Below are 21,708 nucleotides of genomic sequence, written 5' to 3'. Positions count from 1 at the left end.
CCATGCCTCGTTTGAGAGAAAAGCTCAATTTATTCAATCATTAAAAGTGTAAGAAAATGACGACGAAGGGAAAGGAAAGTGAGAAAAGAGATGTCATGTTCAAAGACCAGCTTGTCACAACAGCCGACCTTGAAAATTTCAAGACCGACATGCTCGAAGCGCTTCGAGAGATGATTAAAAGTGACCAGGGGCTTCCTGCTAAAAAATGGCTTAAATCCAGCGAGGTCAGAAAAATGTTGGATATCTCCCCTGGTAAACTGCACATGCTTCGCGCAAGTCGTAAGCTTGCTTTCATGCGGCTTGGCGGAGTCATCTATTACGACCGGGAGGACATCATCAAGATGTTTGAAAGTAACAAGACACCGGCTACTAAAAATTTAGTCAACAGATGAAGTCAGCTTTGACTGGCTTGGGTGCACAGGTTCCGCCAAGCCGAAAACACGTGGAGATCTATTTTATCCAGGCCGGTCACCGTGAGAAGACCGCTCGGGAATTTTTCCAGCACTACGCAGAAAAACGCTGGCTCAATCCTGGCGGCAAATTAATCGCAGACTGGAAACGGTGCGCCTGGCATTGGATCTGGAACAGGTGAAAAGATTTATAGCCTTGCATTTTTGCTGCTTTTAATTAACCTGTCTCATTGTTTGTAACCCACCACTGCCGATTTAGCAGTGGTGGGTTCTTTTAAGCCACGGCTTTCAGTTTCCCTCTCACTTTGGCTATATTTTCACTGATCCGATTTTTACGGACCCTGGCATACCGCTGTGTTGTTCGGATATTACGGTGCCCCAGCATTTTGCTCACGTCTTCGAGCGGCACACCGCTATTCAGCATGATATCTGCAAACGTATGACGGGCCAAATGCGTGTTGAGCTCCCTGCGGATTCCGCAGATCACCGTCAGTTCTTTCAAATACACATTGTAACGGTAATTGCTGTTCACCGGGATAGCCGGTTGCTGATTTTACAGTACGAGTGGTTCTTATATTTGCCCATCAGCTCCTGAACGATCGGAAGGATCGGCACCAAAATCGGACATCCCATGTTCATTTTCGGACAACGCACACCTATAAAAAATATATAACTATCTAATTATGAGATATATTTACAAAACTGTTTCTTTGGCAGGATATTTGATCAGCAAAAATAGAATTAATGGCGATATGAAGCGTAACTATCTGGGAGAATTCGAAGAGATTGTACTATTAACGGTCGCGGTGATAGATGGTGACGCGTATGGCGTTGTAATAACACACGAAATCATTGCCCAGACTGGCCGAGACTTGCGGTTAAACCAGGTCCACGCTGCTTTGGCGCGTCTGGAAGAAAAAGGAATGGTGAAATCGACAATGGGCCAGCCCACGGCTGAACGTGGAGGCAGGCGCAAAAAGCTATTCAGTGTGACTGCACTAGGTCAGCGCACTTTGCAGGAGATTCAGCAGGTAAGAGAGAGCTTCTGGAGCAGGTTGTTGAATCCGTTTAAACTTTCCGTAAAATGATGAACCCATCTGAAAAAAACGGCCCAAAACCGCCGCGCTGGGCTGACTGGTTGCTCGGCCGCCTCTGCACTCCGGACATGCTTGAAACTATTCAAGGTGACCTACTCGAAGAATTTCACTATCGGCTCAAACTCTATGGTTTGCGTAAAGCACGGTGGCGATATGGTCTTGAAGTCCTGGGCTTTATAAAGCCTCAGTTTATTAGAAAGAGTTCTTCTGAATTTTCGTCACACCCATATTTTAGCTTTGATATGCTTAACAACTATTTTAAAATTGCTTTTAGGAACCTTCGTAACAGCAAAGTATATTCGGCCATCAATATTTTTGGTCTGGCACTCGGACTGGCTACTGGCCTGATGATTATCCTTTATATGGCAGACGAGTGGCGCGTAGACAAGCACCATGCAGATTCCGACCGACTGTTCAGAGTTTGCTTGGCTACCCCAACAGAAAAATGGTCAGCGTTGGCCGGGCCAGTAGCTTCCGGCTTGAAACAAGATTTTCCAGAAGTAGCGGTATCGGCACGCATATTAAAGTTTTCCGGATTTGAAGAGGTTCTTTTAAAATACGGCGAAGGCAGTAGCAGAAAGGAATTTTTTGAACAAAATGCCTACTATGCAGATTCAACCCTATTCGAGGTATTCAACTATGATTTCAAGTTCGGATCCGCCAACAGGGCACTTAATCTTCCAAACACGGTAGTGCTCTCTGAAAAAGTCGCTGAAAAAATGTTTGGCAATGAAAATCCAGTTGGAAAAGTTGTTAAAATAGGCTTGGCATTTGGCACTTTCGATTATAACGTCACCGGCGTTTTTAGGGATAACAATAAGTCGCATATCAATGCGCATTTACTGCTTTCTATGCAAAATACGGATATTGGCGGCTGGGTTACTGAGCAGAGGAATTGGGCGGTCAATAATCTGTTTCACACGTATATAAAACTCCTGCCAGGAGCAGATGTCAAAAGTTTTGAGGCTAAGTTACCTGAATTCCTATCGCGCAGGGGAGGAAACGATTTGAAAGCAATGGGGATTTCGAAAAGCCTGTTTCTGCAACCTGTGACTGATATTTATCTCAAATCCAACATTGGGAATGAACTCTCTCCCAATGGAAGCATTACTTATCTATATATTTTTGGCTCTATTGGTATCTTTATCCTGCTGATTGCTTGCATCAATTTCATGAACCTGAGCACTGCCCGGTCCGAAAAAAGAGCAAGGGAAGTGGGGATCCGCAAAGCAATGGGCGCTTATCGGGAGTCACTCATATTGCAATTTTTGGGAGAATCAATGATTATGTCCTTGCTAGCCTTACTTATGGCGCTGGGATTGACGGTGATCTTACTTCCGTCATTAAACAATTTGATAGGCAAACAGCTGCAACTTTTTAATGATCCTCTGCTATTGATTTGGATGTCAGTGGTGACTTTACTAACTGGCCTGTTTGCGGGCCTTTATCCCGCGTTTTATTTGTCTTCATTCAGGCCGGTGAGCGTGTTGAAAGGAAAAGTCCTGAGAAGTTTGGCGGCAATCGCATTACGCAAAGGGCTGGTTGTTTTTCAGTTCACGATTTCAATTATCCTGATCCTGGGAGCAGTGGTTGCCTGGCAGCAGCTATCATTTATCCAAAACCAGAATCTCGGATTTGACAAAGGTCAGAAATTGATCATTCCCTTGAAGAGCGCCAAGACTTCGGCTAACTATTCTGTTTTAAAGAATGAACTTCTTCGAGATCCGCGTGTTGTATCGGTCTCGGCTGGCTCGGTTCATCCAGGAGTTGAAACGATGGAAGACTTGCTTTTCTATAAAGAAAACCAAACTGTACAGCAGGCCATTGACATTCACTTTGCAACTGTGGAAACGGAATATATTGAAACCTTGGGATTCAGCATGGTAGCAGGGAGGCCTTTTTCAAAAGAATTCGGAGGGGATTCGAGTAGTATAATTCTGAATGAAGCGGCCGTGAAAAAATTGGGATTTGATGCCGCAACGGCTATCGGGAAGCGATTATATTATGAGTTTGGGAATGCCCGCCGCGAAGCTCAGATAATTGGTGTAGTGAAAGATTTTAATTTTGAAAGCTTACACACGGCAATCCGACCTTATGCCCTTACCACCTTCATTACACAAAAGCATCAATACCTGATCGCAGATGTGCGCCAGGGAGACTATCCCAAGTTAATTTCGGACTTTGAAAAATTGTGGAAAAAAATAGGCTCTGACACACCTTTTACTTATTCGTTTCTTGATCAGGATTTTCAAAGGCGATATGAGAAAGACCAGCGTACTGCTAACATCATTGCCTATTTTACATTCATTGCAATTGTGATCGCTTGCCTGGGACTGTTCGGCCTGGCGACTTTTTCAGCTGCGCAGCGGACAAGAGAAATTGGCGTACGAAAAGTCTTGGGCGCCTCTGTAGCAGAAATTGCGGGAATGCTCTCAAAAGAGTTTCTAGTTTTAATTTTACTAGCTATTTTGATTGCTTCACCGATCGCCTGGTTTGGCATGCACCGCTGGCTTCAGGATTTTGCTTATAAGACCGAAATTAAATGGTGGATCTTCGCTTTATCCGGATTACTGACAACTGTGTTGGCAATCCTAACTGTATCGTGGCAAAGCATTAAAGCAGCTTTGATGGATCCGGTTATAAGTTTGAGAAGTGATTAAAAATTAACGAAGGCGCATCTTGTTCAAGTTTCTTTGCATGGTACTGTGTATCTACTATTTTTCGCTCCAAAGCTGCTAGCTCATTCGTATTTTTCTAACCAATAAACCGTGGAAAAATGACAAAGCCATAGTTTTGTTTTGGAAGCTAGTTGCCGACTGGGAAAGGTGCACCGACAATGAATCTAAAACAGATTAAGTTTAGGTAATTACAATTCTGAACGGTAGTAGCACAAATATTTGGGAAACCCACCGTTGCCGCTTGGGCAGCGGTGGGTTTCTTTTTAAGCGACAGCTTTCAGCTTACCTGATTTGGTAAACAGTTTCCCTTTCACCTTGGCCATATTTTCACTGATCCGGTTTTTACGGACACGCGCATACCGCTGTGTCGTCCGGATATTACGATGGCCCAGCATTTTGCCCACGTCTTCCAGCGGGACACCACTGTTCAGCATGATATCCGCAAACGTGTGACGGGCCAAGTGCGTGTTGAGCTCTCTACGGACTCCACAGATCACCGCCAGTTCTTTCAAATACACATTGTAGCGGTAATTACTGTTCACCGGAATTAGTCGGTTGTTGATTTTGCAGTAAGAATGGTTTTTGTATTTATCGATCAATTCCTGAACGATCGGAAGGATCGGCACCATTTCAGTCACATCCGTTTTTCCCCGGTCTTTGATCAGCCATTTCTCACCTGCCCTACCCACCCGGATGATATTGTCCGGGCTCAGATTATACATATCCTGATAGGCAAAGCCTGTAAAACATTGAAAAATAAAAGCATCCCTCACTTCGGCAATACGGTCAATGGATATCTCTTTCTGATAAATCGACTCTACTTCGAGCAGCTCCAGGGGCTGTACTTCCTTGTTTCCACCTGAGCAGATGAAACCTTCCAGCGGGTTACTGGCGATCACTTTTTTCTTCACACCGATCTTGACAATCTGGCGCGTCCACTTGACCTGTTTCTTTGCTGTAACTTCTGAAAGCGGCTGCTGTTGATGCAAGGTGAGATAGTCGTAGAACTCGTCAGCAAACAAATGATCAATCTCAGAAAATTCCAGATCACGTCGGTGGTACCGGTAGGCGATGAAGGCCTCTACCTTTTTTCGGGTCGAGCGCCAGTGCCTGAGCGTCCCACTGGAACGTAGCCCCTTCTCTGCCTTCTTCTCAAAGGTGGCGATAAACTCATCAAAAGCATTCAGCAGTGTGCTGCCCGGTTGAGGGGTTTGCCCCGAGGTCCTCTTTTCTTGCATGGCAGGCACGCCCAGGTAAACATTTTTTAGCATCGCTGGTGTAACCCGGTCAAACTGGACTTGCAGCATCATGAAGTGCCTTTGAAGGTCTGTCTGCGCCTGCATGATCTTTTGGTTGATCATTTTCGCTTCCAGCCCGGTGCTTCTGACCTGTTTGGCCTCCCCATCCCAGAAATCCGGGTGGACTTTCTGGCCCAGCGAAATGTCCGTGTCAAGTCCGTCAATGGTAATACGCAAATAGATCGGAGCTTTTCCGTCTTTGGATGCTTTTCCCCGGTAGAGCCACAGCAGCAGGGATAAATTTTGTTTGAATTTCATCTTCAACACATTTTAAGGTTAGAAATAAATGTTCCGGGAGAACCTTAAATCAAATCGCCTCAATCAAACATTCATTCGGTCACCTAATTTACCAAATCCAAGTGGTGACCGAATAGGTGACCGAATGGTTTGATTTATCTTGATTCAGAATAACCTGCTTTTTTGTTAAATGTGCTGAAAATCAATGCATTTTAAACAAGAAAGGCACACTTTCGTGTGCCTTTTGTGATCCCGCTGGGATTCGAACCCAGGACCCATACATTAAAAGTGTATTGCTCTACCAGCTGAGCTACGGAATCAAACAATTTTTTGAGTTGGAATAGCCGAAGTGTTTTCCGTAATTGCGATGCAAAAGTAGAATTCTTAAAAGTCAAATGCAAGCCCACTTAAATAATAAAGTAATATTATGGATCATTTTGGATCTAATATTACCCAAATATGAAGCGTTTTCTGCCGATCGAAATGAGTTAAAAATGGCTGATTCTCTGTTCGCTATGGCGAGGTACACGGAGGCTTCTATGCTCTACAAAAAAAATTTCGGAAATGATGAAAAAAATAATCAAAGTCTGCTTTTGAAGCTCGCCTTTTTATCCGAAAAGACAAATGACTACACCAATTGCCTCTATTATCTTAGTAAATTAGCTTTGATTACACCATCCAGAAAACTATTTGAAAAGATGGATAAGCTCGCTTCGGAGCAAAATCTGAAAGGATATGAATTCGACGACTACAATTATTTTATCATTTTCTACCGAAGATATGGCGATTACATCCCCATTTTACTTCTCAGCCTGGGCGCATATATTGTCTTCATCATGCTATTGAAAGTCCACCGGAAGGAAGCAATTTTAAGAATCCATAAAATTTCCATTATCCTTTATCTCATTGCACTGCTCGGGCTATTAAATGTACCGTCTCTCTATAAAACCTGTATCGTTATTAACGAAAACACATTTTTGAGGGGTGAGCCGTCTTCCGCCTCTCCGGTCATCGAAAAGGTCGGGAAGGGTCATAAACTCATCATAGTGGGCTCAATTGACCACTGGGATCGTGTCATATGGGACAATAAGATCGTCTACATCCGCCAAAACGACCTCTGGCACATATAAACCCCAACAAAAAGCCTGCGAAATATTCAATTTCGCAGGCTTTTTGTTGGAGAAACGGTCGATCTATTTTTTCTTTTTCTTCTTCTTTTTAGACTCAAAATCTTCCACCTCTTTCATCAGTGATTTTAAGTCATCCTTGGGTTCGGCGCTGAAATCGATCGTTTCGGTATAATCATTGACGCTGATCTTCAAAACTTCGATCGGTTTGCCCAAAAACGTCTGAATTTCATCAAGCATTGGTTTTTCCTCCGGGCTGCAAAAAGAAACCGCGAGGCCTTTCTGAGTACCGCGGCCCGTACGCCCCACTCTGTGCACGTAATTTTCTGCCTGATCAGGCAAATCATAATTTACTACAAAATCTACATTGGCAATATCAATCCCCCGCGCACTTACGTCTGTGGCAATCAATATTTTAATATCCCCTTTTCTAAACTGACTCATCGCCTCAAGCCTGTCCTCCTGCTCCTTGTCGCCGTGGATGGTTATACTTTTGATGCCCATCCTCTCCAATGCCTTAAAAACCCTTTCCGCACGAACTTTGGTCCTGACAAAAACCAATATCTTACTTTCAGGATTCTCCGATACCACCCGTTCCAGGAAAAAACGTTTATCATCCATACCAATAAAGGCAACGGAATGCGTAATGTTTTTGGCAACTTTATCATTCGGCGAAATTTGGATACGAATCGCGTTACGTACCAGCGAATAAGCAAGTTTTTTAATTTTCTCGTTAATCGTTGCAGAAAAAAACAGCGTCTGCCGGGTATTGGGAAGAAACTTTATCAAATCCTGAATATCTTTAATAAATCCTAAATCCAGCATATGATCGGCCTCGTCTAAAACAAGTACTTCGACCCGATTGAGCTTAATATACCCCTGGCTTACCAGGTCAAACATACGTCCCGGAGTTGCCACAAGTATATCTATACCTTTTTCAAGCTGCGCTATTTGAGGACCCTGTTCTACCCCCCCGAAAACGCTGAAAGCTTTAACCTTCGTGTATTGTCCAATTCTGTCGAAAACCTCGGTAATCTGTATAGCCAGCTCTCTGGTAGGAACCATGACAACACATTTAATACCATCCGGCCGGCTGCCTGATTTTCTGCGATGTAAAATATCTATAACGGGAATGGCGAAAGCCGCCGTTTTCCCTGTCCCTGTCTGCGCAATCGCAAGCACATCTTCACCTTTCATGATGGGCTGGATGGCTTTAAACTGTATATCTGTCGGCTTTTTAAAACCAGCCTTTTCCAGGCTTCGCTTTATTTCAGGGACAATGTGATAATCTTCAAATTTCATAAATACGGGTATGATCAGGCAGCGAATTGTTCAATTGCCTTCATGTAACATATCGCAAAGATACGCCCTTATTTCGCATTCGTTATTTTTTGATGAAATGGTATGCTGCAAAAATGATTTCCGCACGCCTAAAACCGTATTATTTAACACAGGTATCTTATTTTCCAGATAGAAAAACGTTCACTACACAAGATTTGCAGCCAATGCATTTTAATCATTTGACTCAAAAAACCGAAGCCTGTTTTTAAGTAATACAATTTCATTTTGCATACTTTCGACCCGCCTTAACAAATGATGAACCACTTCAATACCTTCCAGATTGACATCCAGATCCTCGTGAAGCCTGATGATGCTTTCCAGTTTTTGCAATTGGGGAATATAAATATACCGGGTTTCCTGAATCACCACGGTATCGATCAAACCCGCCTCTCCCAAAGACTGAACAAACGAATATTCAACATTGTATTGATTACAAAATATTTCGATTGAAATCAGTTGCTCGGTTTCCATACCATCAAAGATTAGGATTTTGCTAATTCAGCGAACAGTTCTTTTTGTCTTTCCGTAAGATTTGTCGGGATTTTCACGTTGAACGTAACGTATAAATCACCAAACTTCCCCTCCTGTTTATACACGGGAAATCCCTTGCCTTTCAAACGCACAACACTGCCATTTTGTGTTTCCGGCTTCACGGGAAGTTTTACTTTTCCGCTCAACGTTTCCAGAATAAATTCTCCACCCAAAACGGTCGTGTACAAATCCAGATCAGCTGTCACATATAGGTCATTATTAAGGCGTTTGTACTTTTCGTCTTTTGCTACGGTAAAAGTGATAAACAAATCGCCGTTGGGCCCGCCATTACTACCCGGACCGCCATGTCCCGGAATTTTTATATTTTGTCCATTCTCAACACCGGCCGGAACGGTAATACGAATATTTTTGCCGTTGACCGTTAACGTCTGCTTGTGTGTCTCGTACGCATCGGCTAATGTCAAATGAAGTTCTGCCTGATAATCCTGCCCTCTGAAACGTGTTTGCCTGCCCCGGCCGCCGCCAAATCCAGTACTGCTTCCAAACATCGACTCAAAAAAATCAGAGAAATTATCGCCGCCATACTGACCTCCCTGATTTGCCGATGCACGGGCCTTTCTGGCTTTTTCATATTCTGCCCCCTGTTCCCAATCTTTTCCATACTGATCGTATTTCTTTCTCTTTTCAGGGTCACTGAGCACTTCATTCGCCTCATTTAACTCCTGAAATTTCTTCTGTGCCTCTTTGTCATTGGGATTGACATCAGGGTGATATTTACGGGCTAATTTTCTGTATGCGGTTTTAATATCCTTGTCGGTGGCACTTTTATCTACACCCAGTATTTGGTAATAATCAACGAAAGCCATGATTTATTTGATGAAGTTATTCGATAGTAACTTACCTAAATTCGTTTTAAGGTTGTATATTTTAAAAAAATAAATTGGTCAAATCTCTGCACGTTAACATCTTATCCCGGTAAGAAATTCCAGTCTTTTATGTATAAAAGCATTGTATGTCTATATCAAGACGACTGCAAAAATCCGAGTATCAGCCCACAAAAACATTTTATACTTTAATAGTACATGAGCAAAACATATAAAAAGTCCTATTTCCTGTCCAGCATTTTTATGTAAAGATCTTCAACTTTTTTTCTGGCCCAGGGTGTTTTCCTCAGAAATTTAAGGCTCGACTTAACACTGGGCTCATGCTGAAAACTATTAATATTGATATGATATCCGAGTTGCTCCCATCCATAATAATCAACCAGTTCGTTCAAAATTACTTCAAGTGTTTTTCCGTGCAGCGGATTATTGGGTTGGCCTTCCATGCGTAAAATTTAATAAATCTTCAAAGGTAAAAGGAAATTTGATTAGAATAGATACTTATTCCGCTTACTTATAAGTTCAACGTAAAATCAGATGTTATGGATCAAATAAAATGGGGAATAATAGGCTGCGGTAACGTGACCGAAGTAAAGAGCGGGCCGGCTTTTAACAAAGTACCAAACTCACAACTGGTTGCTGTCATGCGCCGCGACGCCACGCTGGCGGAAGATTATGCCAAACGCCACGGTGTTCCCAAATGGTACAGTGACGTGGACGACCTGATCAATGACCCCGAAGTTAATGCTGTTTACATTGCAACACCTCCCAATGTCCACGAAGCCTACGCAGAAAAAGCAATGCGTGCGGGAAAACCAGTTTATGTTGAAAAACCCATGGCAATGGATGCTGCCGAGTGCGACCGGATGAATGCCGTGAGTGAAGAAACGGGTGTTCCGCTTTTTGTTGCCTATTACCGCCGCTCGCTCCCCTATTTCACAAAACTTAAAGAACTTATTTACAGCAATGTTATTGGCGATATCCGCTACGTGAACATCACCTTGCAATGGCAGCCTTACGATGAAGAAGTGGGAGAACTCCGAAAACCAAGGTGGCGCGTCCAGCCTGAAATTTCAGGTGGCGGACATTTTCATGACCTGGCTTCTCATCAGTTTAATTATCTGGAATATGTTTTGGGGCCGATCAAACAAGCCCGTGGCATTGCCCGCAACCAGGCCGGACTGTATGAAGCTGATGATATTACCGTGGCCAACTTTGAATTTGAATCCGGCGTGCTTGGCAATGGCGTATGGTGTTATACCATTAATAAAGAACAACGGGAAGACCACGCGCAAATTATTGGCTCCAGAGGACGGATCAGTTTTTCTTTTTTTGAGAAATGTGATATCATTGTTGAAACAGAATCAGGCACGGAAGTTTATAACATCCCCTACCCTGAACATGTCCAGCAACCGCTCATTGACCTTATTGTAAAAGAATTGCGGGGAGAAGGAAAAAGCCCGAGTTCCGGCCTTACAGGGGCAAGGGCCAACCTTATCATGGATTGGATCACCAAAGGGAAATGAAAATGGATTAGTGAAATCTTTAAAATTTTAGGTAGCTTGCGATACAAAAACTGCTGTTATTTCAGTTATTCAAATATCATAAACTCTAAATCTTAATAGTCATGGCAAAGGGTAAAAATCTTGACAAGGGCAGCACAAAAAAAGAGCCTGAAAAGAATTTAAAAGAAAAACGCGCTGAAAAAAAGGCGAAAAAAGACAGCAAAAAAGAATATTGATTTTTGCCTCCCAATCCTATATTTACGAAAAGAGCTCCGCAGCATAAACCCTGCGGAGCTCTTTTCGTTCTTTCAATGTTTCAGTAGTCTTGTTCCTTCAACGGGTGCTTATTCGTATCCCTTTCCCTTCAATTCCAGTTCCTTTTCGTTTTCCAATACCGCAATAAATTCGGTATGCGCCATAGGCTGACTGAACATCGGGAAGTCACTTTTCAGGGCGTTGTCATGCTCGGCCTGGCTTAGCGTCGCACAGCAGTCTGTCAGTGTAATTACATTATAACCTTTGTCATACGCCGTACGCATGGTCGATTCCACACAGCAGTTGGTCAAGTAACCAGCCAATACAACGTTTTTCACACCGGTACTGCGCAGGATATAATCCAGGTTGGTGCTGGCAAATCCGCAGAAACTGCGTTTTCCTTCAATAATAACATCCCCTTTTTCAGGTGTCAAAACGTCAACAATTTCTATACCCCAGGTATTTTTCTTGAAAGCGCCGTTATCAATAACGCCTTTCATAATGCCATACGGTTTTGTAGTAATTTCATGATAATCTTCCGTAAAAGAGATCGGCACGTACACAACATTCACCCCGGCTTCTCTTGCTGCCTTTACCGTGTCGACGGTATTTTGAAGCATGTTATTATTATCCATTACGCCTTTCACAGCGCCATAAAATATACCTCCTTCTGACGTGAAATCGTTTTGAAATTCAATCAAAACAAGAGCGGTTTCTTTCGGGTTTAATTCCATTGTGGTTTCTTTATTGAATAATTAATACTTACCTGTGAATATAACTACAATCCGTCAGGTTTCCGTATTTCAGTTTTGGGTATTTTTGAAAATAAACAGCAAGTTTTGGGTTGAGCTCCCGGCTTTTTCAGAGCACCTTTGCCTAACAAATTAACAATCACATGGATCAGGAAACTTATAATTATGAAAAAATTGCAAAGGCAATTGCGTTCATATCTGAAAATGCAAAAAAGCAGCCCTCGCTGTTTGAAGTAGCCGAAGAAGTCAGCATAAGTCAGTTTCATTTTCAACGGATGTTTACGGAATGGGCGGGTGTAAGCCCCAAGAAATTTTTGCAATACATTACGGCCGATTATCTCAAAGAAAAAATCAAGGAATCAACGAATCTGGTGGAGCTCGCAGAAGCCGCAGGACTTTCCAGCCAAAGCCGGGTTTATGACCTTTTTACCGGAATTGAAGCCGTTACCCCGCAGGAATATAAAACAGGCGGGAAAGGTTTGCAGATCCATTATGGGTTTCATTCAACGCCTTTTGGTGAATGTTTTATCGCCGTAACCGAACGCGGAATATGCGCGATGGCCTTCGTGGATGAGCAAACCAAAGATCATCAGCTGATACTCCTTGGCAAAAAATGGCATTTCGCATCCATTGAGGCGAATCAGGTGGTCACTGAAAATTATGTCAACCGAATCTTTGCACCTCATCTGAGCTCGCTGGACCGGTTACCGCTTCTGGTACAGGGAACAAATTTCCAGCTGAAAGTCTGGGAGGCTTTGTTGACGATCCCGCAGGGTGCCGTCACGACTTATCAGCAAATTGCCAACAGCATCGGAAATCCCAAAGCAGTTCGGGCGGTGGGCACTGCTGTCGGCGACAATCCGATTGCGTTCCTGATTCCCTGCCACCGTGTGATCAGAAAAGAAGGGATTCTGGGTGAATATCGTTGGGGAAGTTTGAGAAAAAAGGCTTTGATTGGCTGGGAGGCTGCCAAATCCGACAACGATTTGGTATACTAAAAACACTTCCATCTGCGCTGATTCGCCCCATTTTGGTGATAATATGCACCGAATCTCCGCTGCCGACTTGAAAATAAATTCCTTTTAAAACCTGCTCCGGACCAATACAATTCTGATAATCAGCGCAGGAAGCTGTTTTGGGAACAAATCTGTTTTCGCTGGTTCAATATTGGTGATTGATCTTACAATCGTCCACCTAACTAAAAACGGAAACCATGAAAACCTTTTTAATTCGCTTAACAGGCGTAACGGCGTTGCTGCTGTTATTACATTCAGCCGGATTCGCCCAGCTTTCCCTGGGTTTGCAGGGAGGCGTAGCCAAATCTGACCTGAGTGACTCCAAAACAATCGCCGGTGGCGGTGTAAATTTGCGTGTATTCGCATCACCGAATTTTGCCATTGGTGTTGCGGGGAAAATTTATACCGACGGCACGGATTATCGGGTAGCAGGCCAAACATTGAGTTACAACGGAACATTGATCCCGGTAACGGGAACCCTGGATTATTTCTTTCTGACGGGCGCAATCCGTCCCTATCTTGGAGGTGATGCCGGTGTATACCTTTCCAAATATGATGCCAAATTTAACGGAGAGAAGATTGCAGCGTCAAAGAACCATACCAACTTTGGCGCAGCGCCAAGAATTGGGGTAGTCTTCGCGCTAAGCGATAACATAGGGCTTCAGGTGGAAGGTATTTACCATTTTATCTTCGGAAACAAGGATAACAGCGCCAACACCGGTAATGCTGGAAATGTTGATTTTGAATCAACCAAGCAATTTGGCGGTATAAACGTCGGACTGATTTTTGGAATTGGTAAAAAATAAATTCCGAAACTGAACAAATAACAAAATCAGTACATTAATACCTTAATCCGATAAGACGTGCCGCGAAAGTCACGTCTTATTTTTTGTTCCAACCATGCTACTGGTTACCTTGCCGTTTATTTGATAAATTGCAAAATCAACATTGATTCCCGTACCCGCATTTACAGAAGAAGTTTTAAATTGGCTTTCGTCAATAAATAAGGACTGCTCAATCAAACGGGACACGGACGGACTTTTTGATTTCCTGACCATACAGTCGGCAGAGCAAACCCTTCTGGTGATCATCTTAATCAATCTAAAAACCTGGATTGGGCGAAAAGACGAGTCGGCGGCTCAATTTTCAAAACTGATTTCAAAACAGGAAAACATCAGAAAACAGGGAATTTCCTGTCTGACGCTTTGGGAAGATATTTGGCTAACGGAAAAAGAAATCGTTCAGTCGCGGATCAGCGCCCTGCTCGGCATTTCCCAACGAATCCCGGGAAGAATGACAAAAGCCAGGCGAATCGACAAACCGACTGCGGCAGCCTTTCTGAACCGAAACCATTTGCAGCGTTCCGTTTCTTCCAAATTACGTTACGGTCTATTCCTCCCAAACCACTACTTTCGAATCCTTAAAACTGATAGTCAATTCGATACATCCCAAGAGGAAATACTTGTCTGCGTGGCAACGTTTGGAGCCCCGCGTATTTTCGAACGAAACGGCAGGCCTTTTCGCTCCTATGAGCTCATCAGGTTCGCCAATTTATTGCACACCACGGTAGTCGGAGGTTTTGACAAATTGCTTAACGAATTTATCAAAGATTGTCAGCCAGACGACCTCATGACCTATGCAGACCTGGAATGGTCGGACGGGGCAAGCTACAAAAGGCTCAGATTTGAAGCTGTTTCCGACAAACCACCGATGACTTTTTGGCTCGACACCGCATCCAACATACGATATCCAGGTGTTAAAAAACCCGATCAGGGTAATTTGGTTGAAGTTTATAATGCAGGAAGTCGTAAATTTGTCCGGGAGATTTTGGCTTCTTATAACGCGCGTTAAACTCTACTTTACCTTTTATTCTTTTGAATCCATTACCCATCATTTTAGGCCCGACAGCCTCCGGAAAGACACATTTGGCAACCCGTATTGCAAGTCGGATCAATGGCGCCATTTTAAGTGCAGACTCACGCCAGGTATATAAGGGCATGAATATCGGCACAGGGAAGGATCTGGACGAATATGTTGTGGACGGACAGCCTGTTCCCTATCACCTCATCGATATCCTCGATGCCGGTGAAAAATATAACATCAGTCTTTTTAAACATGATTTTCAGGAAGCCTACCAACAGGTTGTAAATCAAAATCAGACACCGATTGCCTGCGGCGGGACGGGTTTTTATCTCTACGCCTTGTTAAACAGTCAGGGTTACACAGAAATTCCGGTTGATGAGAACTTACGCGAAATCCTGGAAGACAAGACGTATGAAGCATTGCGCACCATTTTTACGGAACTCGAAAGTTCATACCTTGACCGGGCCGACACCTCTACGCGAAAAAGACTGATCCGCGCCATTGAAATTTCTACATTTCTCATTCAAAACCCGGAGATTGAAAAACAAATCGAAGACACAGCTTCTTTTGAATACAATCCTGTTATTTTTGGTTTGAACCCTGCCGCAGAAATACGCCGTGAACGTATCAGCCAACGTCTTAGTTATAGGTTAGAACATGGTTTGATTCAGGAGGTCGAAGCGCTTTTGGCCTCCGGACTTTCTGCCGAGCAACTGATTTATTATGGACTCGAATATAAATACATAACCGAATACCTTACCGGCGCGCTGACCTATGATCAGATGTCGAAAAAACTCGAAACAGAAATCCACCGGTTTGCGAAGCGACAAATGACCTTTTTCCGAAAAATGGAAAAGGATGGAATGAAAATCCACTGGCTGGATCAGTCAAAAACCGAGGAAGAGAACATCTCGTTCGTTATCAGCGAACTCGAAAAATTCAAACAAAACCAATGAATAACGCACGGGAAACTTCCAACAGATTTCCGTGATACAAATCCGATTACTTTTATGAATATCAAGTTAAGCAGCGTTTTACTCCTGCTCGTTTTAAGTGTTACAGACGCTTATCTGCTCGCACATCCGAATTTAATAGGGAAAATTGGTGTGCTCGTTTACAAACATTCCTATATACAAACATTTCCGAAAGCACTGCTTACCGTTGTTATCGTCGTCGGTCTTTCACTCGCTATCAGTGAGCTGCTATACCGTTTCGTCGGTTATAAAAAAGCGACATTGTGTTATGGATTGCTGTTGGCTGTCAGCACTTTCTGGTTTGGCTATGTGTTTATCACCTTCTCGTCTTTTGCATACCGGATCACCGGGAAAGCATTCATTTATGGAGCCCATCTGCTGCCGATCATTTTGATTGGCCTTTTTGGAAGATATTTAGTGAAAGCACAATTGCATCTTCGTAAAAAAAAGAATCCCCTTCCGGACCAAGGCAGTGAAGTATCCCGCTTGTAAGCGTAAAACACGTTTTTACTACTTAAGTATCCGAAACAGGTTCAAAATTCCGGAAACAATAGAATATTCTAATTAATACTTAAAATTGTCAAATAATATACCCCTTACCTTGAATTTTCACAAATTAAACACAGATAATAATAGAAAGTACAAGGTTTTTTAGGATATTGCGCCCCTTGTTTTCCGATGGTTAATCTGAGTTTTAAATTTAATTTTAAATTAACACATCGTCACAGTATATCAGAGGCAGGAAGGGACTTTGAACTAACTAACCGCCATCAACATATATTTAGTAACTAACCTTTTAATTTTATTCTTAATTTATATGTCCGAAATAGCTGAATTAATCATTGAAGGTAAAAATTATCAATTTCCAATAATAGAAGGGAGTGAACAAGAAAAGGCCATTGATATTGCAAAATTGCGTGACCAGACTGGATTCATAACGATTGATGCAGGTTATAAAAATACGGGTGCAACAAAAAGTGCAATAACATTTTTAGATGGCGAGGAAGGAATCCTGAATTACCGTGGATATTCAATTGAAGAGCTTGCGGAAAAATCTTCTTTTCTTGAAGTTGCTTATCTGCTTATATATGGTGAATTGCCTACTCAGGAGGAATTTAAGACTTTTGAACATGAGATCAGAACGCATACCCTTGTCAACGAGGACATGCGTAAAATTTTTGAAGGTTTCCCGGTAAATGCGCATCCAATGGGTGTTTTGTCATCACTGGTAAGCGCTATGAGTGCATTTTATCCTGAAACGGTTGATTTGGACGGTCCTGAAACGACGCAACTTCATATCATTCGTTTGCTATCAAAATTGCCTACAATCGCGACCTGGTCTTACAAAAAATCACAGGGGCATCCGGTAAATTACCCAAAAAACAGCCTTGATTATTGTTCAAATTTCCTAAGCATGATGTTTTCTCTGCCCGTTGCAGAATATCAGGTTGACCCTGTTGTTTCATCGGCATTGAACAAGTTACTTATTCTGCATGCTGACCACGAACAAAACTGCTCTACTTCAACAGTAAGACTGGTTGGTTCTTCCCATGCTAATATTTATTCTTCCATTTCTTCGGGTATCAGTGCATTATGGGGACCTCTCCACGGCGGTGCGAACCAGGAAGTGATTGAAATGCTTGAAGCAATCAAAAATGATGGTGGGGACGTTCAGAAATATATTGATATGGCGAAAGACAAAGCAAGCGGTTTCCGTTTGTTTGGTTTCGGTCACCGTGTTTACAAAAACTTTGACCCGCGTGCGAAGATCATCAAAAAGGCAGCTGACGATGTTTTGAACAAACTGGGTATTAATGATCCTGTTCTTGAAATCGCTCAGAAACTTGAAAAAGCGGCTTTGGAAGATCCATATTTCGTTTCACGCAAACTGTATCCGAACGTAGATTTTTACTCAGGAATTATTTACCGTGCATTGGGTATCCCTACGAATATGTTCACCGTCATGTTCGCGATCGGGCGTCTTCCGGGATGGATTGCGCAATGGAAAGAAATGCGTACCAACAAAGAGCCAATCGGACGTCCGCGTCAGGTTTACGTTGGTGCTCCGCTTCGTAATTACGTGGTGATGAACGAAAGAAAATAATCTGTCGGTGATAGAAAAAGGGCTGTATCAAAAATTTGATACAGCCCTTTTTCATTAAAGAATAACTGTTGCAACGATCAGGGTGAAAGTCTTTCAATTTCCCACACGCCGCCCTCTGACAAAACATAGGCCAGCCTGTCGTGCAAACGGCTTGGTCTTCCCTGCCAGAACTCTACATAATCGGGAATAACCCTGTACCCACCCCAGTGCGGCGGACGCGGCACTACCCCACCCTCAAATCTGGCTTCAAAGTCTTTTTGCTTTTGTTCGAGAAATTCACGATTTTCAATGACTTCGCTCTGATGCGAAACCCAGGCGCCCAGCTGGCTTCCCCGTGGACGAATTGCGAAATAATCGTCAGAATCCTTTGCCGAGGTTTTTTCTATTTTCCCTTCAATTCGCACCTGCCGTTCCAGCTCTTTCCAAAAAAAAGTCAGGGCAACCTGTGGGTTTGCTTCGATCTCCTTTCCCTTTTTGCTTTCGTAATTGGTATAGAAAGAAAAACCAGCTTGGTCAACGCCCTTCAACAACACAATCCGTCCTGTCGGTCTTCCGTTCGCGACCGTGCTCAGGAGCATTGCATTGGGTTCAGAAAGCTCTGATTCCAAGACTTCATCAAACCATTTCCTGAACTGATTTAAGGGGTTTGCGTCCAATTCCGACTCATGCAAGCCCTTCAACGTGTAGTCGCACCTGATATTTGCTATTTTATGATTCATTGTTTTGTAATATATCAATGTTAGGAGCCCAAAATTAGCCAATTCAAAGGAAAGATTGTTAGATTTGTATTCTATAACAGGACGTACTTACGAAACATTAATCACGATGGCACAAGAACAACAAGAAGGGGTCGAAAGCAACGCGCAGGAAGACCTGACACAAAAAACGATTGATACCCTTGAAATTGATCTTAACAATGAGTTGACGGAAGAACTGGAAGAAGAAGCGCCAGATGTAGATTATAATCAATTATCTAAGGAACAACTCGTTAACTTATTAGAGAACGAATTATCACTGATCAACAGCGAAGGTGTTAAGCCGTCACTTTTGAAAAAGGCAGAGGCATTGGCTCGTGAAATCCGTCCTGTTCTGGATCATATCAAGCACACAGATCGTGAAACAGCTTTAAAGGCTTTTATAGCTGATTCGGGAAGCGAAGATGGATTTGAATTTAAATATGACGCGGAAACGCAAAAAATTGACGCCCTGAGCAGAGAAATCCGCGGGCTGAAAAATACTTATTACCAAAGTGTCGAAAAAGAGAAAGAGAAAAATTTCAATGTAAAAACGTCTCTTTTACAACGTCTGCGTACACTTTTGGAAGACGAAGGAACGCGTGAAACCGACGCTTCCGGAATGAAAACAAGCTGGGAGGAATTTAAGAAGATCCAGGAGGAATGGAAGGCGGCCGGCAATATCTCGTCTCCGCATAACGGAACGCTTTGGGCTACTTACAATGCCCTGATCGACCGTTATTTCAGCAATCGTAATATCTATTTCGAACTGAAAGAACTGGATCGCCGCCGCAACGCCGAGCTGAAAGCTGAGTTGTGCGAAAGAGTTGAAGACCTGGCCAAATCGCTTGAATCACGTCCGATGACACGTGAAATTCTGGCGGAAGCAAACCATATTTTCGAAGATTACAAACACCTTGGCCCGGCTCCAAAAGAAGATCAGGAGAAACTTTGGCAGCGTTTTAAAGTTGCCCTGGATCATTTGTATGATGCACAGCGTGGACAATTTGCTGAGCAGAAAAAATCGATGCAGGAAAATTACGATCAAAAACTCAAAATTTATGAGTCGATCGTCCCTTTCACAGCTTATAATTCCGGCAGCATAAAAGAATGGAATGCAAAAACCAAAGAGGTGATGGCGTTCCAGGACCAGTGGGTTGCTTTGAAAGGCATTATGCCGCGTGAAGAAGGAAAAGAGCTGAGCAAGAAATTCTGGGCTACGCTAAAAACATTCTTCCATAATAAAGGTGAGTTCTTCCGCCAGCTGGAATCAAAACGTGAGCAAAATCTGGAATTGAAAAACCAGCTTTGCGCAGATGCAGAGTCAATCCTGGCAACAGGCGAAGACAATGCCACCAATACGCAGAAGATCATTGAGCTTCAGAAAAAATGGAAAGCGATCGGTCAGGTCCCTGAAAAATATAAGGATACGATCTACGACCGCTTCAAAAAGGCATGTGACTCTTATTTCGACCAGAAACGTGCGAAGAATAAAGAGGTCGAAGCCGAATTCGAGGAGAATCTGAGACGTAAAATTGATCTGATCGAACGCGTTGAAATTGCTGCGGCTAACAAAGATGAATCTTCGCTTGATCTTTTAAGCGCTTTCAAGAGCGAATGGAGCTCCATTGGCTTCGTACCGAAAAAAGATATGCAGGCAACGCAGAAGCGTTATATAGCGGCTGTAAATACGTATGTAAGCGCTATCGGCAAGTTGTCGACGAAAGAAAAGGAACAGGCTGTACTGGAAAGTGAAGTAGAACTTATTCGTGATGGCGAAAGCAGCCGCGGACTTTTCCGTAAAGAAAACGATATCAAACGCAGAGTTTCACAGCTTGAAAACGATATTTCGCTATGGCAAAATAATATTGAGTTCTTCGCGAAGTCAAAAACTTCGGATCGTTTGAAAGCAGAATTCGAAAGAAAGATAAGTAATGCTCAGGCGCAGCTAGAAGAGCTAAAACACCAACTATCTATCATTCAGGAGGCTATCTGATTCAGCAAAAAAAGTTAAAAAATAATTACCTGAAAAGTTATGAAGTAAAAATAATTTTTCTACTTTTGCACCACGATTACGGAATAACAAACGGCATCGCAGTGTAAAAGAGGCCTCCATAGCTCAGCTGGTAGAGCAACTGACTTGTAATCAGTAGGTCGTTGGTTCGATCCCGACTGGAGGCTCTTAGTTCTGAAACCACCTATCAAAATTTGATAGGTGGTTTTTGTTTTTCCATGGGTTGAAATCCATGGTTACAAAATCGGGATCAGTCCGAAAATTTGGGATCAAGTCAAAAACTTGTGGAGTGCATAGGATTTTTCCGATCAAGTCGGAAAGTTGTGAACTGTATAGGATCTTTGTCAACAGATGCCGTGGCCAGCAAAAAAAGTTTCAAAAAAATTCCTTTCCAATTCCCTAAAAATCAATACAGTTATCAAATCAAGCAGAAAAATAACTAAAAAAATTAAAAAATAATCGTCCTGAAACTTGCGTTATATAGTCCATTCTTCTACTTTTGCACCATGATAACGGAATAACAAACGGCATCATAAAAAAAGGCCTCCATAGCTCAGCTGGTAGAGCAACTGACTTGTAATCAGTAGGTCGTTGGTTCGATCCCGACTGGAGGCTCTTAACTCAAAAGGACTTATCGGATTTGATAAGTCCTTTTTGCTTATTACAGCTTTTCCCACCATTTAATCGCCACGACAATGCCGAATGAAAACGCTTACAACGATGGTTACTCGTACGAAACCTTCATTCGTCGTGCATTTAAAAATGTGACCTCAGAAGGGAAAAATGGTGAGCATAGCATCCAGATGACTACGGATCAAGCTGAAAAGTTGGGGGGAATGAAATAAATTATTTGCTTTGTAGCCCGAACCAATCCCGTTTGCGTGTTGAACGAATCTTATCAAGCCTTAGTCCGTATCCTTTTGCCAGAAG

22 protein-coding genes and 3 tRNA genes are annotated in these 21,708 nt (G+C 42.8%); 16 read left to right on the top strand and 9 right to left on the bottom strand.

Going from position 1 to position 21,708, the window contains the following annotated elements; all coding sequences use genetic code 11:
• The first annotated feature begins 56 nt into the window (after window positions 1-56).
• Both RB622_RS29190 and RB622_RS29185 read left to right on the top strand, forming a co-directional pair.
• On the top strand, window positions 57-392 hold the full coding sequence (locus RB622_RS29190; RefSeq protein ID WP_308050363.1) for a helix-turn-helix domain-containing protein: 336 nt from the start codon (window positions 57-59) through the stop codon (window positions 390-392).
• Window positions 389-592 carry a hypothetical protein gene (locus RB622_RS29185; RefSeq protein WP_308050362.1) on the top strand — a complete coding sequence of 68 codons (204 nt, stop codon included), beginning with the start codon at window positions 389-391 and terminating at the stop codon, window positions 590-592. The genes RB622_RS29190 and RB622_RS29185 overlap by 4 nt, the downstream gene beginning before the upstream one ends.
• A 92-nt stretch (window positions 593-684) precedes the next feature.
• On the opposite strand, the gene RB622_RS29180 is transcribed toward RB622_RS29185, so the two are convergent.
• On the bottom strand, window positions 685-942 hold the full coding sequence (locus RB622_RS29180) for a tyrosine-type recombinase/integrase (protein WP_308050361.1): 258 nt from the start codon (window positions 940-942) through the stop codon (window positions 685-687).
• A 220-nt stretch (window positions 943-1,162) separates the two neighbouring features.
• Here RB622_RS29180 and RB622_RS29175 point away from each other — a divergent pair, with 220 nt between their 5' ends.
• On the top strand, window positions 1,163-1,498 hold the full coding sequence (locus RB622_RS29175; RefSeq protein WP_308050364.1) for a helix-turn-helix transcriptional regulator: 336 nt from the start codon (window positions 1,163-1,165) through the stop codon (window positions 1,496-1,498).
• Window positions 1,495-4,167, top strand: coding sequence for an ABC transporter permease (locus RB622_RS29170; protein ID WP_308050360.1), 2,673 nt, complete (start codon window positions 1,495-1,497; stop codon window positions 4,165-4,167). Before RB622_RS29175 ends, RB622_RS29170 begins: the two co-directional genes overlap by 4 nt.
• A 281-nt stretch (window positions 4,168-4,448) precedes the next feature.
• Here the strand turns inward: RB622_RS29170 and RB622_RS29165 are convergent, their stop codons facing one another.
• Together RB622_RS29165 and RB622_RS29160 are read right to left on the bottom strand one after the other, a co-directional pair.
• Window positions 4,449-5,741: a site-specific integrase gene (locus RB622_RS29165; RefSeq protein ID WP_308050359.1), complete on the bottom strand. Its 1,293-nt coding sequence runs from the start codon at window positions 5,739-5,741 to the stop codon at window positions 4,449-4,451.
• A 226-nt stretch (window positions 5,742-5,967) separates the two neighbouring features.
• Window positions 5,968-6,040: transfer RNA gene (locus tag RB622_RS29160), tRNA-Lys, on the bottom strand.
• A gap of 174 nt (window positions 6,041-6,214) precedes the next feature.
• Here RB622_RS29160 and RB622_RS29155 point away from each other — a divergent pair.
• Window positions 6,215-6,850: a hypothetical protein gene (locus tag RB622_RS29155; protein ID WP_308050358.1), complete on the top strand. Its 636-nt coding sequence runs from the start codon at window positions 6,215-6,217 to the stop codon at window positions 6,848-6,850.
• 63 nt (window positions 6,851-6,913) lie between these two features.
• Here RB622_RS29155 and RB622_RS29150 read toward each other — a convergent pair whose 3' ends face one another.
• The 4 genes from RB622_RS29150 to RB622_RS29135 all read right to left on the bottom strand — a co-directional run bounded on the left by RB622_RS29150 (window position 6,914) and on the right by RB622_RS29135 (window position 10,007).
• Window positions 6,914-8,149 (bottom strand): DEAD/DEAH box helicase, encoded by a 1,236-nt coding sequence (locus tag RB622_RS29150; protein ID WP_308050357.1) that lies wholly within the window; start codon window positions 8,147-8,149, stop codon window positions 6,914-6,916.
• A 210-nt stretch (window positions 8,150-8,359) separates the two neighbouring features.
• Entirely contained in the window at window positions 8,360-8,659 is a 300-nt protein-coding gene (locus RB622_RS29145; RefSeq protein ID WP_308050356.1) for a chaperone modulator CbpM, read from the bottom strand.
• A gap of 11 nt (window positions 8,660-8,670) precedes the next feature.
• Entirely contained in the window at window positions 8,671-9,546 is an 876-nt protein-coding gene (locus tag RB622_RS29140; RefSeq protein ID WP_308050355.1) for a J domain-containing protein, read from the bottom strand.
• A gap of 239 nt (window positions 9,547-9,785) precedes the next feature.
• Window positions 9,786-10,007, bottom strand: a complete 222-nt coding sequence (locus tag RB622_RS29135; protein WP_308050353.1) for a VF530 family protein — start codon at window positions 10,005-10,007, stop codon at window positions 9,786-9,788.
• Between the two features lie 96 nt (window positions 10,008-10,103).
• Here RB622_RS29135 and RB622_RS29130 point away from each other — a divergent pair, with 96 nt between their 5' ends.
• Complete coding sequence (locus RB622_RS29130; RefSeq protein WP_308050352.1) at window positions 10,104-11,087, top strand: Gfo/Idh/MocA family oxidoreductase; 984 nt, start codon at window positions 10,104-10,106, stop codon at window positions 11,085-11,087.
• Between the two features lie 323 nt (window positions 11,088-11,410).
• On the opposite strand, the gene RB622_RS29125 is transcribed toward RB622_RS29130, so the two are convergent.
• Window positions 11,411-12,055 carry a cysteine hydrolase gene (locus RB622_RS29125; RefSeq protein WP_308050351.1) on the bottom strand — a complete coding sequence of 215 codons (645 nt, stop codon included), beginning with the start codon at window positions 12,053-12,055 and terminating at the stop codon, window positions 11,411-11,413.
• Window positions 12,056-12,216: 161 nt separating this feature from the next.
• On the opposite strand from RB622_RS29125, the gene RB622_RS29120 reads away from it, so the two are divergent.
• From RB622_RS29120 to RB622_RS29095, 6 genes are all read left to right on the top strand, one after another.
• Window positions 12,217-13,071: a methylated-DNA--[protein]-cysteine S-methyltransferase gene (locus tag RB622_RS29120; protein WP_308050350.1), complete on the top strand. Its 855-nt coding sequence runs from the start codon at window positions 12,217-12,219 to the stop codon at window positions 13,069-13,071.
• A gap of 215 nt (window positions 13,072-13,286) precedes the next feature.
• The gene (locus RB622_RS29115; protein WP_308050349.1) at window positions 13,287-13,895 is read left to right on the top strand and encodes an OmpW family outer membrane protein; all 609 of its coding nucleotides are present in this window, start codon (window positions 13,287-13,289) and stop codon (window positions 13,893-13,895) included.
• 142 nt (window positions 13,896-14,037) lie between these two features.
• On the top strand, window positions 14,038-14,940 hold the full coding sequence (locus tag RB622_RS29110; RefSeq protein WP_308050348.1) for a hypothetical protein: 903 nt from the start codon (window positions 14,038-14,040) through the stop codon (window positions 14,938-14,940).
• 23 nt (window positions 14,941-14,963) lie between these two features.
• Complete coding sequence (gene miaA, locus RB622_RS29105) at window positions 14,964-15,908, top strand: tRNA (adenosine(37)-N6)-dimethylallyltransferase MiaA (RefSeq protein ID WP_308050347.1); 945 nt, start codon at window positions 14,964-14,966, stop codon at window positions 15,906-15,908.
• Window positions 15,909-15,962: 54 nt separating this feature from the next.
• Window positions 15,963-16,418, top strand: coding sequence for a hypothetical protein (locus tag RB622_RS29100; RefSeq protein WP_308050346.1), 456 nt, complete (start codon window positions 15,963-15,965; stop codon window positions 16,416-16,418).
• Between the two features lie 325 nt (window positions 16,419-16,743).
• A complete protein-coding gene (locus RB622_RS29095; RefSeq protein WP_308050345.1) occupies window positions 16,744-18,030 on the top strand; it encodes a citrate synthase in 1,287 nt (428 codons plus the stop codon).
• Window positions 18,031-18,107: 77 nt separating this feature from the next.
• On the opposite strand, the gene pdxH is transcribed toward RB622_RS29095, so the two are convergent.
• Window positions 18,108-18,749 carry a pyridoxamine 5'-phosphate oxidase gene (gene pdxH / locus RB622_RS29090; RefSeq protein WP_308050344.1) on the bottom strand — a complete coding sequence of 214 codons (642 nt, stop codon included), beginning with the start codon at window positions 18,747-18,749 and terminating at the stop codon, window positions 18,108-18,110.
• Between the two features lie 106 nt (window positions 18,750-18,855).
• On the opposite strand from pdxH, the gene RB622_RS29085 reads away from it, so the two are divergent.
• From RB622_RS29085 to RB622_RS29070, 4 genes are all read left to right on the top strand, one after another.
• Window positions 18,856-20,760, top strand: coding sequence for a DUF349 domain-containing protein (locus RB622_RS29085; protein ID WP_308050343.1), 1,905 nt, complete (start codon window positions 18,856-18,858; stop codon window positions 20,758-20,760).
• A gap of 112 nt (window positions 20,761-20,872) precedes the next feature.
• Window positions 20,873-20,945: transfer RNA gene (locus RB622_RS29080), tRNA-Thr, on the top strand.
• Between the two features lie 375 nt (window positions 20,946-21,320).
• Window positions 21,321-21,393, top strand: a tRNA-Thr gene (locus RB622_RS29075).
• An 80-nt stretch (window positions 21,394-21,473) separates the two neighbouring features.
• On the top strand, window positions 21,474-21,623 hold the full coding sequence (locus RB622_RS29070) for a hypothetical protein (protein WP_308050342.1): 150 nt from the start codon (window positions 21,474-21,476) through the stop codon (window positions 21,621-21,623).
• Window positions 21,624-21,708 lie beyond the last annotated feature (85 nt).

Source organism: Dyadobacter sp. LHD-138 (assembly GCF_030929615.1).
In the GTDB taxonomy this organism is placed as follows: Bacteria; Bacteroidota; Bacteroidia; order Cytophagales; family Spirosomataceae; genus Dyadobacter.
Note: the sequence above shows the minus strand (reverse complement) of the source record. Positions and strands in the feature narration are given on the sequence as shown.